Raw genomic sequence first — 14,719 nt, 5'->3', positions numbered from 1 at the left:
TGGGAGGGGTGGTGGACCGGCGCTACCAGACAATTGTTGCAGTACAGCAACAGCGTCGCAAATTCCGGTCATTCATTACCAAGATCCGGCCACGCGGGTGTGAAGGCGCCGGGCGGACGTCGCCCGGATTTGGCAGGATGGCGGGGTTGCCGGCCAGCGGCCGGCGCTGCTCCCTTCCAGCCAGGTACATCGTCATGACCCAGTGGTACTTCCACAGCACCGCCCAGCCCGACCGCGTTGGACCGCTCGACGACGAGGCCGCCCGCCAGTACGCCCGCAGCAACCCGCGCGCGCTGGTCTGGTGCGAAGGCATGAGCGGCTGGATGGCGATCGGCGAGGTGCCCGAGCTGCTGGCCAGCACGGCCGTCCCGACCGGCGCGCCGCCGCCGCTGCCGGGAGCGGGCGGCCGCAGCCAGCGCGCCGACGATATCGAGTTCCGCATCGTCGGGCATGAAATGCAGTTCGTGGAGATCGAGCTGGACCCGGGCGAGAGCGCCATCGCCGAAGCCGGCGCGCTGATGTTCAAGGACGCCTCGGTCCAGATGGACACCGTGTTCGGCGACGGCTCGCACAGCGGCCAGGGCGGTGGCTTGATGGACAAGCTGATGTCGGCCGGCAAGCGCGTGCTGACCGGCGAAAGCCTGTTCGCCACGCTCTACACGCACACCGGCCAGGGCAAGGCCAAGGTTGCCTTCGCCGCGCCCTACCCCGGCACCGTGCTGCCCATGAAGCTGGACCAGCATGGCGGCCGTCTGGTCTGCCAGAAGGACAGCTTCCTGGCCGGCGCGCGCGGCGTGCAGATCGGCGTGCAGTTCCAGCGCAAGATCATGACCGGCCTGTTCGGCGGCGAGGGCTTCATCATGCAGAAGCTCGAGGGCGACGGCTGGGTGTTCATCCATGCCGGCGGTTGCGTGGTGGAGCGCGAGCTGGCAGCCGGCGAACGCCTGGACGTGGACACCGGCTGCGTGGTGGCCTACCACGCCAGCGTGGACATGGACGTGCGCCGCGTGGCCGGGATCAAGAGCATGGTGTTCGGCGGCGAAGGCGTGTTCCTGGCCACGCTGACCGGCCCCGGCAAGGTATGGCTGCAGTCGCTGCCGTTCTCGCGCCTGGCCGGTCGGATGTGGATGGCCGCGCCGCAGGCCGGTGGCCAGAGCCGCGGCGAAGGCTCGGTGCTGGGCGGGATCGGCCGCATCCTCGACGGCGACAACCGCTTCTGAGGCCGGTACGACCCGGTATGCTATCGCCCATTCACTTTACGCCGATGCCATGACCGCCTTCCGCCAGACCCGTCTCGTGCTGTCCGTTGCCCTGCTCGGCCTGCTGGCCGGGTGCGGCGGCGATCCCGTCCGCCCGACCCCGCCCCCGGCGGCGGTGCCGGTCGCGCAGGCCAAGCCGGTGAAGATCGGCGTGGCACTCGGTGGCGGTGCGGCCAAGGGCTTTGCCCATATCGGCGTGATCAAGATGCTCGAAGCCAACGGTTTCGAGCCGGTGGTGGTATCGGGCACCAGCGCCGGCAGCGTGGTCGGTGCGTTGTATGCCAGCGGCATGGACGCCTTCCAGATGCAGTCCAAGGCGGTGGCCCTGGATGAAGCCAGCATCCGCGACGTGCGCCTGTTCTCCGGTGGTCTGGTGCAAGGCCAGAAGCTGCAGGACTACGTCAACGCGCAGGTCGACAACCGTCCCGCGGAGAAGCTGAAAAAGCCCTTCGCTGCCGTGGCCACCAATCTGGATACCGGCGAGCGCGCGTTGTTCGTGCGCGGCAACGTCGGCCAGGCCGTGCGCGCATCCAGCAGCATCCCCGGGGTGTTCGAACCGGTGAAGATCGGCAGAAACAGCTTCGTCGATGGCGGTGTGGTCAGTCCGGTGCCGGTGGACGCGGCACGCCAGCTTGGCGCGGACATCGTCATCGCCGTGGACATCTCCAGCAAGGCCAGCGGCAAGTCGCCGACCGGCATGCTCGGCATCGTCAACCAGTCCATTTCGATCATGGGCCAGCGTTTGGGCGAGCAGGAGCTGGCCCGTGCGGACATCATCATCCGCCCGAAGGTGCTGGATATCGGCGCGGCCGATTTCAGCCAGCGCAACAACGCGATCCTCGAAGGCGAGAAGGCCGCGATGGCGGTCATGCCGCAGATCCGCGCCAAGGTGCAGCAGCTGCAGCGCGCGCGCGCCGCAGCCCTGGCCCCGCCGCCCAAGCCGACGTGCGATGAACCTTCGCGCATGGGCAGGCTGATGGGCCGCAAGGAAAAGTGCGACGGCTGAGGCGCCGACCAACGGTCGGCTCTACCCGCTGGAACAAGGGCTCGCCCTTATTCCAGCTGCGAGAGCGGCAGCGCCCGGAAGTCCTTCACGGTACGCAGCACGAAGCTCGAATTCACGTCGGCCACGCCGGCCGCGTTGAGCAGCTTGTCGAGCAGGAAACTGGAGAAATGCTCCAGGTCGCGCACGTAGATGTGCAGCAGATAGTCCATGTCGCCGGTCAGTGCGTGGCAGGCCACCACTTCATCCCACTCCACCACGCTGTCGGCGAACACGCCGATGGCATGCTGGTCGTGCTTCTCCAGCTGCACGCGCACGAACGCCTGCAGGCCCAGGCCGATCCGGCGCGGCTCCAGGCGCGCACCGTAGCCGGCAATCACACCCTCGCTCTCCAGGCGCTGCACGCGGCGCAGGCAGGCAGACGGGGACAGGTTCACGCGCGCCGCCAGTTCGGCGTTGGTGGCGCGGCCATGTTGCTGGATCTCCGCCAGGAGACGCAGATCCGTGCGGTCGAACTGGGCATCCCCGGACATTGCTGCTCCGCAACATTGAATGGACGCAATGATATTGCGCCAACCCGTCATATCTGTGCAACTTTGCAATCCTCTTGCGCGCACCCTGCCCTAGCATCGACAGATGACTTCGCAGGAGACCACCACGATGGACACCGCCACCGCCCCGCGCCGCGTCGAACACCAGCAGACCGACAAGGGCTACGTGCCGGTCTATACCACCGCCATCGTGGAACAGCCCTGGGACAGCTACACCGCCGACGACCACGCCACCTGGAGCACGCTGTACCAGCGCCAGCGTGAGCTGCTGGAAGGCCGTGCCAGCCGGGAGTTCCTGCAGGCGCAGGACGAGATGGGCATGAGCGCGCACATGATCCCGCGCTTCGACCAGCTCAACGAGGTACTCGGCGCAGCCACCGGCTGGACCCTGGTCGGTGTGGAGGGGCTGCTGCCCGAACTGGACTTCTTCGACCACCTGGCCAACCGCCGCTTCCCGGTCACCTGGTGGATCCGCCGCCCCGACCAGATCGACTACATCGCCGAGCCGGACATGTTCCACGACCTGTTCGGGCACGTACCGCTGCTGATGAACCCGGTGTTCGCCGACTACATGGCGGCCTACGGGCGCGGCGGCGTCAAGGCGCACGCGATCGGCCCGGAAGCGCTGCAGCACCTCACCCGCCTGTACTGGTACACGGTGGAATTCGGCCTGATCAACACGCCCGAAGGGCTGCGCATCTACGGCGCCGGCATCGTCTCGTCCAAGGGCGAGTCGCTGTACTCGCTGGAATCGGACGCGCCCAACCGCATCGGTTTCGACCTGGAGCGGATCATGCGCACCCGCTACCGCATCGACACCTTCCAGAAGACCTACTTCGTCATCGACAGCTTCGAACAGCTGATGCAGGCCACGGCACCGGACTTCACCCCGATCTATGCCGCGCTGGAAGCGCAGCCGCATCTGCCGGCCGGTGACGTACAGGACGGCGACACGGTCTTCCATGCCGGCACCGGCGAAGGCTGGGCGGACGGCGGCGACGTATGACCGCCGCGTAGAGCCGGGCTCTGCCCGGCTGCGCCGCACCGTAGAGCCGGGCCCTGCCCGGCTGCCCCGCACCGTAGAGCCGGGCTCTGCCCGGCTGCGCCGCGCTAGCGCGGATACGCCAGCAGTACCACCAGATCCTGCTCCCCACGCTGCTGCAGCGCATGCAGGCTGCCCACCCGGGTCAGCAACGCGTCGCCTGCTGCCACGTCGTACTGCCTGCCGTCCAGCACATAGCTGCCCTGCCCACTGACGATGTAATAGATCTCGTCCTTGTGCTGGGGGTGCAGGCCAATGCCGGCGCCCTTGTGCAGCACGCGCTTGCGCAGCACGAACGGCAGGTCCGTGTCGTCGGCAAAGAACGGGTAGGCGGTCGTGGGGCCGGCACCACCATGCGGGCCGGGCTGGGCGATGGCGATGTCGCGCTCGTGCACCACCCGCGAAGGCTTTCCCGGATCGGCGCCCTGCCCTGCGGGCTGGCTCACGTCGCAGTCGATGTCGCGCTTCAACGCAGGCGTCAACTCCGGCTGCAACGCCACCCAGTCGCGCATCACCAGGCACGCCACTGCCGTCGCACCGGCCTGGCTGAAGTGCGTGCCGTCGGCCTTGTTCTGTTCGGGCACGAACATGAAGTACGGTTTTGCGCCCTGCTCGCCCAGCGCACGGATCCAGTGCGTGGAACGGGCGTTGAGGTCGATCAGCGCCACCTGTTCGCGCACGGCCAGCTGCTTCATCGCCTGGGTGTACAGCCCATGCGTATCCAGCAGCGACCCGAAGTCGTACAGCAGCCGCGCCACCGGGGTGATCAGCACCGGCGTGGCGCCCTTGTCGCGCGCCAGCTGCACGTAGCGCATCAGGTACTGCGGATACGCGCCGGCCGGATCGGTGTAGCGGGTGGGGTCTTCCACCTTCGCATCGTTGTGGCCGAACTGGATCAGCAGCACATCGCCGCGCTGCAGCTCGGCGGCGATCGCCTCCAGGCGTTTCTCATCGATGAAACTGCGCGAGCTGCGGCCGCCCTTGGCGTGGTTGCGCACCTCCCACCCCGCCGGATCGAGATAGCTCTGCAGGGCCTGGCCCCAGCCGGCCTGTGGCGCGCGCTCCGGGCCGTACGCGGCGGCGGTGGAGTCACCGGCAATGAAGACGCGGTGCGGGGCGCACAGCGCGCTGGAGGCTGCGAGCAGCAGCGACAGGGACAGCAGCAAACGCAGCATGGTCATGCTCCTGGAGGGAGAGTTGCCGGCCATCGGCCGGCACTGCCGGGCAAAGGGAAAAACCCGGATGACAGATGGGCGCCCGAGGGCGCCCATCGTCTGCCCGCGTGGGCGCATCGTTCGAGCGTGGGGCTTACCGGGCCAGCCAGCCGCCGTCGACCGGCAGCACCGCACCGTTGACGTAGTCCGAGGCGCTGGAGGCCAGGAACACCGCCGTGCCCCCCAGGTCTTCCGGGGTGCCCCAGCGGCCGGCCGGGATGCGGTCGAGGATGGACTTGTTGCGGTCCTCGTCGGCGCGCAGCGCGGCGGTGTTGTCGGTGGCCATGTAGCCGGGCGCGATCGCGTTGACGTTGATGCCCTTGCCGGCCCATTCGTTGGCCAGCAGACGGGTGATGCCGGCGATGCCGCTCTTGCTGGCGGTGTACGACGGCACGCGGATGCCGCCCTGGAAGGACAGCATCGAGGCGATGTTGATGATCTTGCCGCGGCCCTGCGCGATGAAGTGCCGGCCAGCCGCCTGCGAGATGAAGAACGCGGACTTGATGTTGACGTTCATCACGTCGTCCCAGTCCTTCTCGCTGAAGTCCACGGCATCGGCGCGACGGATCAGGCCGGCGTTGTTGACCAGGATGTCCAGGCCACCCACGCCCTCGACGGTTTCGCGGATGACGCGCTCGACCGGTTCGATGCTGATCAGGTTGGCTTCGATCGCCAGGCAGCGGCGGCCCAGCGCGGTGATTTTGGCGATGGTCTCGGTGGGCGGCGCGATGCCGGCCACGGCGACGTCGGCACCGGCCTGCGCCAATGCCACCGCGATGCCCTGCCCCAGGCCGGTATTGCCACCGGTGACCAGAGCGACCTTGCCTTCCAGACTGAACGGATTAGCCATTGCGTATGCGGTCCTTTTCAATGCGTAACAGGCGCCGCCCGCGCGCTGCGGGGCGGCGCGCGAGGGGTCACTTGAGCTGGCAGATGTCCAGCACGTGCATGTCGGCGTAGTCCAGGTTTTCGCCGCCCATCGCCCAGATGAAGGCGTAGTTGCTGGTGCCGGCGCCCATGTGGATCGACCACGGCGGGGACACCACCGCTTCGTTGTTCTGGATGACGATGTGGCGCTGCGCGTCCGGCTCGCCCATGAAGTGGTACACGCGGTCGTTCTGGCCCAGATCGAAGTAGAAATACACTTCGCTGCGGCGGTCGTGCAGATGCGGCGGCATCGTGTTCCAGACGCTGCCCGGCTTGAGCACGGTCAGGCCCAGCAGCAGCTGCGAGGACTGGCAGGTGGCCGGCACGATGTACTGGTAAATGGTGCGTTCGTTGCTGGTTTCCAGCGCACCGCGGTCCAGGGCCACCGCGTCCTTGATCGACAGCGCCTTGGTCTCGAAGCGCGCATGCGCCGGGGTCGAGGCCAGGTAGAACTGCGCCGGGTTGGCGGCATCGTCGGACGCGAACACCACCTCTTCGCTGCCCATCGCCACGTACAGGCCGTCCTTCGGCCCGAGGGTGTAGACGGTACCGTCCACGGTGACGGTGCCGCTGCCGCTGCCGACGTTGATCACGCCCAGCTCGCGGCGCTCCAGGAAGGCATGGCCTGCGGCCGAGGCCGGTTCGGTCTGCCGCGGCAGCGAGACCGGGCCGGTGACCGGGGCGGCACCGCCGAGCACGAAGCGCTCGTAGTGGGTGTACTTCAGCGTCACCGCATCGGCATTGAACAGGCCGTCGAGCAGGTACAGCTCGCGCAGGTCGTCGTTGCTGGCGCCCTTGATGGCGTCGGGATGGGTGGCGTAGTGGGTCTTGCAGTACATGGCGTCTCCAGAGCAGGGGTGGGCCGACGGGTCGGCCCCGGCGCGGTTTCCGATCATTCTAGCCAGATAGGAAACCGGTGTCATTTTGCGGTGCAAGGTGGGGCGGGCGGGCCGCCCCATGCACAGGTGGGAAAGGCGGTGCGATCGGCAACCGGTTGACCCGGCGTGTGGCGACGCGTTGATGATGACGACGCGTCGTTGCCATCGCGGCGCGGGTCAATCCTCCGGCGGTTGGCAGGAATCGCGGACGATCAGGTGCGGGCGCACGCTGGCGATCTGCAGCGCGGCCTGGCCATCGGGCTGGATCAGCATCGCCGCGGCGGTACGCCCGGTGTCACGGGTGTGGCGGCGCACCGAGGTCAGCGACGGCCACAGGCGCGAGGCCAGCGGGCTGTCGTCGTAGCCGATGATCGAGAGCTGGCGCGGGATGTTGATCCCCGCGCGCAGGGCGACCTTGTACACACCGGCCGCCATTTCATCGTTGCCGGTGAAGATCGCGGTCGGGCGCTGCTTGCCGAGCAGCAGCTTCTCGGCGGCGGCCACACCGGATTCGAAGGTATAACCGGCCTCCACGATGCGCGCCGGCGGCAGTTCGATACCGCGCTGGGCGAGGGCATCGATGAACCCGGCGGTGCGCTCGTGCGCCGAACGGTAGGCGCTCGGGCCGGTCACCAGCGCGATGTCGCGATGGCCCAGCGACAGCAGGTAATCGGCCGCTTCGGCCGCACCGTCGCGGTCGTGGGTGACCACCATCTGCGAGGTGTCGTCCAGCGGCAGCGAGGCGATGCGCGTGAAGCGGCAGCCGATCTCGTCGAGCATGTCCACCAGCGCCTGGTCTTCCGACGCACGCGGCACCAGGATCACGCCGTGCAGCTTCTGCTGCTGCACGAAGCGGCGCACACCCTCGATGTAGCCGGGGCTGCGCGAGTCGCACGGGTGCACCACCAGCTCGAAGCTGGAGCCGCGCAGCGCGTCGAGCGCGCCGTACTGCATGTCCACGATGTACTGGGCGGTGGGGTTGTCGTACACCATGCCGATCAGGAACGAACGGCGGAACGCCAGCCCGCGCGCCAGGGGATCGGGCGCGTAGCCGACTTCGCGCATCAGCGCCTCGACCTTCTCGCGCGTGTCCTTACGCACCAGCGGGGAGTTGTTGATGATGCGCGAGACGGTCTTCTTGGATACCCCGGACAGACGCGCGATGTCGTTGATCGTGGCGGCCTTGCCCTTGGTCAATCCGTGCGGGGACGGATCGGTTTTGCTGCGCAATGACATGTCGTTTCGAACCGGGATGAGTCAGGGGATTCTAGCGGCCCTCTCAATCGAGGGCGCGGTAGCGGAAGTTGCGGAAGCGGACCTTGCCGTCGCCGGCGGCGTACAGCGCCGGTTTCAGGGCCAGGAACTTCCCGGCCACATTGTGATGGTAGCCGGAGACTTCCATCTGAACCGGGTACTTCTGCCAGGTTTTGCCGTCGGTGCTGGAGTGGATGGTGACGATATGGCGGTTGTTGGTCACCCGCAGCCACAGCCGGCCGCCGGTGGCGCTGGGGGCCAGGCGGGTGGGGCGCTCCTCGCCGTAGCGGTGCATGATGAACTTCTCGCCGTTGCTGCCCACGCCCACGTACAGGCGGTCGCTGTAGAAGAGCAGGGCGCCGCCGACCGCGCCGGGGGCGATCTCCATCTCCACCTCGAACTGGTAGGCCTTGTCGCCGGCAATGGCGGTCAGCGGCGAGCTGTCGCGCGGGGTTTGGCCCTTGCCCTGCAGCAGCAGGCCCTCGCCACTGAAGTCCAGGCGGCGGTATTCGTCCTGCGCCGGGTTGAAGAAGGACCACTGCGCGCCCAGCGCCGGGCCGGCGAAGGTGTCCGACAGCGCCATGCCATGCGCGCCCACCGAGGTTCCGGAGGGCTTGGCCAGCGGCTGGCCGAGGTCGCCGCCCTTGGCCACGAACCAGCCATCGGCGGTCCACTCGATCGGCTCCAGCAGCGCCTGGCGGCCCAGCGTCCAGTACCCGTTCTCGTAGCCGTGGTACATCATCCACCAGCGCCCGTCGGTGCCCTCGATCACGGTGGCATGGCCACGCGACCACCACGGCTCGGCGGCCGAGCGGGTGCGCATGATCGGGTTGTTTGGCGCGTTCACCCACGGCCCGTGGATCGAGCGCGAGCGCGCGGTGATCACCATGTGGCCGGTCGGCGGGCCGGCGGTGCCGCCCACGGCGGTGGTCATGTAGTACCAGCCATCGCGGAAATTGATCTTCGGCCCTTCCTGCGCGTAGGCCTCCACATCCCAGCTTTCCGGGTATTTCCAGCCGTCGTAGACGTGTCTGGGCGTGCCGGCCACGCTGAGGCCGTCGTCGGCCAGCTGCACGTAGTCGCCGCCACTCAGGAACAGATAGCGTTTGCCGTCTTCACCCACGGCATGGCCCGGATCGATGTAGCCGCCCAGGCCGATGTCGATCGGCTCGCTCCACGGGCCCTTGATACTGTCGGCCCAGACCACGAAGTTGCTGCGGTGCTCGCCGGTGCGGGCGGGGAAATAGATGTAGTAGCGGCTGCCGTGCTTGACGATGTCCGGCGCCCAGATCGCGCCCACGTTCTTTGTGATGGCGTGGCCCAGCGGCTGCCAGTTGACCAGGTCGCGCGAGTGCCAGATCGGCAACCCGGGATAGGCGTCGAAGGAGGACAGGGTCAGGTAGTAGTCCTCGCCGTCCTTGAGCACCGACGGGTCGGGGCGGTCGCCGGCGAACACCGGGTTGAGGAACGTGCCGTTGCCCAGGTCGGCCTGACGCTGGTTCTCGATGCCGCGCGTCCAGGCGGTGGACGGCTCGGCGGCATGGCCGGCCCCGGCCAGCAGCAGGCAGGCGGTGGCGAAGCTCGCCAGGGTCTTGCGCAGATGCATCCGTTCTCTCCTGATGGTGGATCGTGGTCCGGCCGCGCTCAGCGCGTACCGGTCCGGGCAAGGCGCTGCTGCCAGCGCGGGTAATCGGTGGTGATCAGCGCCTGTGGCCAGGTGCCGTACCAGTGGTAACCGGTGCGGCGCTCGCGCGGCACCTGGTCGAAGCGCGCCACGCGTTCCCCCTCGCGGTTGGCCAGCACCACGCTGCTGTCGCGCAGGTCGTGGAAGCGGCCCCACAGCGGCGGTGCGCCGGGATCGTCCACCAGGCGGCGGTCGATGGTGCTGCGGTGATGCTGGAACTGCGCCGGCTCGGCGTCGAAGGTCTCCAGGCGCACGCCCTGCAGCGCATGGGCCTGGAACCAGGCCATCGCCCCGTCCACCGCCGCGATCACCTCGGGCGACGGGTCGGGAATGGACATCAGGTAGCGCACCACGCCCACGCTTTCGTCGACGACCAGCGCCGGCAGCTCGAAGCGGCGTCCCTGCGCGGGCTGCAGCGTGGCCGGGTCGTACTGCCCGGCCCAGATCGTCAACGCGTCGCCCTGGCGCACCTGCAGGCGCAGCACGCAGGCATCGCCCTGGCGCACGGCGCGGTCGACGCGGGCGCGCTGGTCGGCGTCGATGAAGGCGAAGACCGGGTCCTGCTGCACCCGCCTCAGCGTGGTCAGCACGCCGCTGGTGACATCGTCGGCGAAGGTGACGTGGCCGTGGTACGCGGTACGCGACGGCACCGAGTGCGGCCAGCCGCCGCACGCCGGTATCTGCTCGGCGAGGATGAAATCCAGCCCGCGGACGGCGGCCTGGCGATAGCGCGGATCGCCACTGCGATCGAAGGCCTGCGCCAGGTAGGCCACCTGCGTATGGATGTTGCGGTTGTCGAAGCTGCCGCCGGCGGTGGCCTGCGCGGCCACCACCTCGGCACGCGCGCGGTCATCGAGGATCCGCTGCGGATCCTGGTTGACCGCCCAGCCGCCCCCACGGTGCTGCAGCAGCACCAGGTTGTCGGCGATCTCCCGGTACTGGTCGGGGCGGTAGCGCGGGTAGTCCGTGCCGTGCCCGCTCTGCCAGTGGTTGATCGCGTCCTGGAAGGCGCGCAGCGGAATGTCCTGCGCCTGCGCCGCAGATGCGGCGCAGGGCAGGGCGATCAGCAGCAGGGCGGCAAGGCGCCGCATGGTCAGGCGCGCAGCAGGGTCGGCAGCCACAGCGACAACTCCGGGAAGAAGGCCACGACCAGCAGCACGCCCAACGCGGCGAACCAGAACGGCCAGATCGAGCGCATGCTCTCGCCGACGGTGATCTTGCCGATCGAGGTGCCGATGAACAGCACCGACCCCACCGGCGGCGTCACCAGCCCCAGCCCGCCGGTCAGCACCAGCACCAGGCCGAAGTGGATCGGATCGATGCCGTAGGCCTTGGCCACCGGCAGGAAGATCGGCGTGCAGATCAGGATCATCGGCGCCAGATCCATGAAGGTGCCCAGCAGCAGCAGCATCACCACGATCATCAGCAGCACCATGAACTTGCTGTGCGCGAAGGACTGCAGGAACTCCACCGCCGCCGCCGGCACTTCCAGGTAGGCCAGCAGCCAGCCGAACACCGCGGCGGTGGCAATCACGAACAGGATCACGCCGGTGCTGCGCGCGGCATGGGTGACCGTGCCAAGGAACTCGCGCCAGTTGAGCTGGCGGTACAGCACCGTGGTGACCAGCAGCGCGTATACCACCGCAATGGCCGCGCTCTCCACTGCGGTGAAGATGCCCGCACGGATACCGACGAAGATCAGCGCGACCAGGCCCAGCCCGGGCAGGGCGGAGACCAGCCGCAGTGTGACAGCACGCCAGCCGGGGAACACTTCCACGCCATAGCCGCGACGCCGCGCAACCACATACCCGGTGACCATCAGGGCCACGGTCATCAGCAGCGCCGGGGCGATACCGGCCGCGAACAGATCGGCAATCGACAGCCCGCCACCGGCCGCGGCCGAGAACAGGATGAGGTTGTGCGACGGCGGCACCAGCAGCGCCACCAGCGCGGCGGTGATGCTCACGTTGACGGCGAAGTCGCGGTCGTAGCCGCGCTTGACCATCTGCGGGATCATCGTGCCGCCGACGGCCGACACGTCGGCGATGGCCGAACCGGACACGCCACCGAAGAACAGCGAGGAGAGGATCGACACCTGGCCCAGGCCACCGCGCAGGCGCCCGACCAGCGAGGAGGCCAGCGAGATCAGGCGCTCGGAAATGCCGCCGCGCATCATGATTTCACCGGCGAAAATGAACAGCGGAATGGCGATCAGCGAGGCCGACCCGGTGCCGGCGGAGATCTGCTGGACCAGCACCAGCGTGGGCAGGTCCAGGTACCACAGCGTTGCCAGCGCGGCGGCGGCCAGCGCATACGCCACCGGCACACCGAGCAGCAGCAGCACCGCAAAAACGGTGAAGAGAATCGTAATACCCATGACTCAGCGGTCTCCTTCTGCGTCGGCAACCGGCGGTTGCGCGGCCTGCACCATCTGGTTGAGCGCGAACACCGCCATCAGCGCGCCGCCGATCGACAGCGGCAGGTAGTTGATGCTCTGTGGCAGGTTGGCGCCGGCGGTCTTGATGTCCAGCCCGTCAAGCAGCAGCACGGCCGCCCACCAGGCGATCACCGCGCCCAGCACCACCACCACCAGCGCGGCGAACATGTCCACCGCGCGGCGCAGGCCGGGGCGCATGTGCGCGGCGAGCAGGAAGAAGCCGAAGTGGCGGCGCGTGTGCACGCCGGTGGCCGCGCCCAGGCTCATGGCCGTGGCCAGCAGCAGCAGGGTCACCGGCTCGGTCCAGCTCGGCGAATCGTTGATCACGTAGCGGGCGAACACCTGCCAGCCCTGCACCACTACCAGCCCGAGCAGGGCGATGACGGCGATGTGGATGGCCACGTCGGCAATGCGGTCCAGCACGCGCTGCGGTGCCGAACGCAGGTCGGCAGAGGTTTCGGAAATCGGGTCGGACATCGCGGCAGGGCCTCAGGCGAAGTCGCGGATGCGACGGGTGAGGGCGGCCAGCTCCGGCTGCTGCAGGTACTGCTGCAGCAACGGGTCGGCGGCCTTGCGGAAGGCCGGCATGTCGACCTCGTTGAAGCGGATGCCGAAATCGGCAACGGCCTGGCGGGCGGTGTTTTCCGAGGCGTCCCACTGTTCGCGCATCACCTGCACCGACTCGCGCGCGGTCTCGATCACCAGGGTACGGTCGGCCGGGCTCAGCGCATCGAAGCTCTGCCGCGACATCAGCAGCACGTCCGGCGCATACGAGTGGTCGCTCTGCGACCAGTAGTGCGCGGCCTCGAAATGGCGGCTGGAGTGGAAGCTGCGCATGTTGTTTTCCGCACCGTCGATCATGTGCGTTTCCATGCCGGAGAAGGTGTCGCCCAGCGACATCGGCGTCGGGTTGGCACCGAGCAGGCGCATCAGCTGGATGAAGATGTCCGAGGACGCCACGCGCAGCTTGAGGCCGTGCAGATCCTTCGGTTCCACGATCGGATGCTTGGTGTTGTAGAAGCAGCGCGCGCCGGAATCGTAGATCGCCAGACCGACCAGATCGCGGTGCTCGAAGCCCTGCAGCACCGTGTCGGCCACGCCGCCGTCGAGCGCGCGGCGCATGTGCGCCACCGACTCGAACACGTAGGGCAGGCACAGCCCCTGGGTCAGCGGGAAGGCGTTGTTCAGCGCCCCGGAGTAAACGCGGGTGATGTCGATGACACCAAAGCGGGCCATGTCGATCGCTTCGGATTCGCGGCCGAGCTGGCCGGAGTGGTACTGGCGCAGGCGCAGCCGGCCGCCGGTCTTTTCCTCGAGCGTCCTGCCGATCCACTTCACCGCGGTCACGGTCGGGTAATCGGCGACGTGGACGTCGGTGGCGGTCAACAGCTGCGCGCCGGCCGGTGCGGCATTGGACGACCGTGAGCAGGCCGTCAGCGCGGGCACGGCAAGCGCGCCCAGACCGGTGGCCATGAAACTTCTGCGAGTGAACATCTGCGCCCTCCCAAGCGTGCTCGCCATGTCCGCGCGGTTACCCGGCGGCGATGGCCTTGCAGGTAATGTCGCCGTAGCCGGCGAAACGGATCAATGCCTGTTGGCCCACCGCAATGTCATGGATGCCGGTGGCATTGCCGCTGGCGATCAGGTCGCCGGCCTTGAGCGGGCGGCCGCGTTGGGCCGAGCGCGCCAGCGCGAACGCGTAGGCGGTGCGCAGGCCGCCTGGCAGCAGGGTCGCACCGCCGGTGCCGACCACCTCGCCCTCGATACGGGTTTCCGCCCGCAGGTCGGCGTCGTCCAGCGCGGTCCAGTCCGGGATCTCCGCGCCCAGCACCAGGCCGTTGTTGTTGCCGAAGTCGGACACCACTACGCGCGGGCCGAGTTTGTTGATGGTGGCGAGCGGGCTGCTGGCCACTTCCACGCCGATGAACAGCCGGGACGGCAGCGCCTCGGCTTCCTCGGGCGTCCAGTGCAGTTTGTCGGCCGGGGCATCCTGCTCAAGCTGGATCACGAACTCGGCTTCGACCGCGCCAAAGCCGCCGACGAACACCGGAATGTCCACTGTTCCACCGGTAGCATTCCAGAGCCGACGCGAGAAAATCGGGCCCAGCAGCCGGTCGTCGCCGGACCCGTCGCGACGCTCGGCGGCGATGTAACCCACCTTCCAGCCCACCACGCGGTCATCCCAGAGATCGATGGCCAGATCCTGCACACGGTAGGCCGTGAGCAGATCGTCGGGAATATCACCCGGAAAATCAGCCAATGCCTGCCCTTGCTGGCGGGCACTGACGAACGCGCGGGCGATCTCGCCCAACCCCTGGTCTGGCAGGTCCTGTTTGCCCTGGTCGTTGCTCAAGCGGGTCTCCCGATGATTTGTTGCACTGCCAATCGACAGCGCTTGGATGTGCTGTATATGGTAAACCGGTGTCATTGGCAATGTGCAGCGCGTCAGAATCGCGCCGGCAGTCACCAT

14 protein-coding genes are annotated in these 14,719 nt (G+C 68.1%); 3 read left to right on the top strand and 11 right to left on the bottom strand.

Going from position 1 to position 14,719, the window contains the following annotated elements:
- The first annotated feature begins 194 nt into the window (after positions 1 to 194).
- Positions 195 to 1,220 carry a TIGR00266 family protein gene (locus ACPEH1_RS12450; RefSeq protein WP_136005733.1) on the top strand — a complete coding sequence of 342 codons (1,026 nt, stop codon included), beginning with the start codon at positions 195 to 197 and terminating at the stop codon, positions 1,218 to 1,220.
- A 49-nt stretch (positions 1,221 to 1,269) separates the two neighbouring features.
- Positions 1,270 to 2,265 (top strand): patatin-like phospholipase family protein, encoded by a 996-nt coding sequence (locus tag ACPEH1_RS12445; protein ID WP_423715860.1) that lies wholly within the window; start codon positions 1,270 to 1,272, stop codon positions 2,263 to 2,265.
- Positions 2,266 to 2,312: 47 nt separating this feature from the next.
- On the opposite strand, the gene ACPEH1_RS12440 is transcribed toward ACPEH1_RS12445, so the two are convergent.
- Entirely contained in the window at positions 2,313 to 2,795 is a 483-nt protein-coding gene (locus tag ACPEH1_RS12440; protein WP_017355505.1) for an Lrp/AsnC family transcriptional regulator, read from the bottom strand.
- Positions 2,796 to 2,922: 127 nt separating this feature from the next.
- On the opposite strand from ACPEH1_RS12440, the gene phhA reads away from it, so the two are divergent.
- The gene (gene phhA / locus ACPEH1_RS12435) at positions 2,923 to 3,819 is read left to right on the top strand and encodes a phenylalanine 4-monooxygenase (RefSeq protein WP_026070682.1); all 897 of its coding nucleotides are present in this window, start codon (positions 2,923 to 2,925) and stop codon (positions 3,817 to 3,819) included.
- Between the two features lie 104 nt (positions 3,820 to 3,923).
- On the opposite strand, the gene ACPEH1_RS12430 is transcribed toward phhA, so the two are convergent.
- The 10 genes from ACPEH1_RS12430 to ACPEH1_RS12385 all read right to left on the bottom strand — a co-directional run bounded on the left by ACPEH1_RS12430 (position 3,924) and on the right by ACPEH1_RS12385 (position 14,602).
- Positions 3,924 to 5,030: a GDSL-type esterase/lipase family protein gene (locus ACPEH1_RS12430; protein ID WP_312709702.1), complete on the bottom strand. Its 1,107-nt coding sequence runs from the start codon at positions 5,028 to 5,030 to the stop codon at positions 3,924 to 3,926.
- A gap of 133 nt (positions 5,031 to 5,163) precedes the next feature.
- Positions 5,164 to 5,919: a 2-dehydro-3-deoxy-D-gluconate 5-dehydrogenase KduD gene (gene kduD / locus ACPEH1_RS12425; protein ID WP_423715859.1), complete on the bottom strand. Its 756-nt coding sequence runs from the start codon at positions 5,917 to 5,919 to the stop codon at positions 5,164 to 5,166.
- Between the two features lie 67 nt (positions 5,920 to 5,986).
- Positions 5,987 to 6,835 (bottom strand): 5-dehydro-4-deoxy-D-glucuronate isomerase, encoded by an 849-nt coding sequence (kduI, locus tag ACPEH1_RS12420; RefSeq protein WP_423715858.1) that lies wholly within the window; start codon positions 6,833 to 6,835, stop codon positions 5,987 to 5,989.
- A gap of 216 nt (positions 6,836 to 7,051) precedes the next feature.
- Positions 7,052 to 8,110 (bottom strand): LacI family DNA-binding transcriptional regulator, encoded by a 1,059-nt coding sequence (locus tag ACPEH1_RS12415; protein WP_017355510.1) that lies wholly within the window; start codon positions 8,108 to 8,110, stop codon positions 7,052 to 7,054.
- A 43-nt stretch (positions 8,111 to 8,153) separates the two neighbouring features.
- The gene (locus ACPEH1_RS12410; RefSeq protein WP_423715857.1) at positions 8,154 to 9,734 is read right to left on the bottom strand and encodes a family 43 glycosylhydrolase; all 1,581 of its coding nucleotides are present in this window, start codon (positions 9,732 to 9,734) and stop codon (positions 8,154 to 8,156) included.
- 38 nt (positions 9,735 to 9,772) lie between these two features.
- A complete protein-coding gene (pelA, locus tag ACPEH1_RS12405) occupies positions 9,773 to 10,933 on the bottom strand; it encodes a pectate lyase (RefSeq protein ID WP_312711327.1) in 1,161 nt (386 codons plus the stop codon).
- Positions 10,906 to 12,189, bottom strand: coding sequence for a TRAP transporter large permease (locus ACPEH1_RS12400; protein ID WP_017355513.1), 1,284 nt, complete (start codon positions 12,187 to 12,189; stop codon positions 10,906 to 10,908). Before ACPEH1_RS12400 ends, pelA begins: the two co-directional genes overlap by 28 nt.
- Before the next feature lie 3 nt (positions 12,190 to 12,192).
- On the bottom strand, positions 12,193 to 12,726 hold the full coding sequence (locus ACPEH1_RS12395; protein WP_423715856.1) for a TRAP transporter small permease: 534 nt from the start codon (positions 12,724 to 12,726) through the stop codon (positions 12,193 to 12,195).
- A gap of 12 nt (positions 12,727 to 12,738) precedes the next feature.
- Positions 12,739 to 13,743 (bottom strand): TRAP transporter substrate-binding protein, encoded by a 1,005-nt coding sequence (locus tag ACPEH1_RS12390; protein WP_026070685.1) that lies wholly within the window; start codon positions 13,741 to 13,743, stop codon positions 12,739 to 12,741.
- A gap of 37 nt (positions 13,744 to 13,780) precedes the next feature.
- Positions 13,781 to 14,602, bottom strand: a complete 822-nt coding sequence (locus ACPEH1_RS12385; RefSeq protein ID WP_206147398.1) for a 2-keto-4-pentenoate hydratase — start codon at positions 14,600 to 14,602, stop codon at positions 13,781 to 13,783.
- Between the last annotated feature and the right edge of the window lie 117 nt (positions 14,603 to 14,719).

This window comes from Stenotrophomonas sp. NPDC077421 (assembly GCF_049545505.1).
Classification (GTDB): domain Bacteria; phylum Pseudomonadota; class Gammaproteobacteria; order Xanthomonadales; family Xanthomonadaceae; genus Stenotrophomonas; species Stenotrophomonas nematodicola.
Note: the sequence above shows the minus strand (reverse complement) of the source record. Positions and strands in the feature narration are given on the sequence as shown.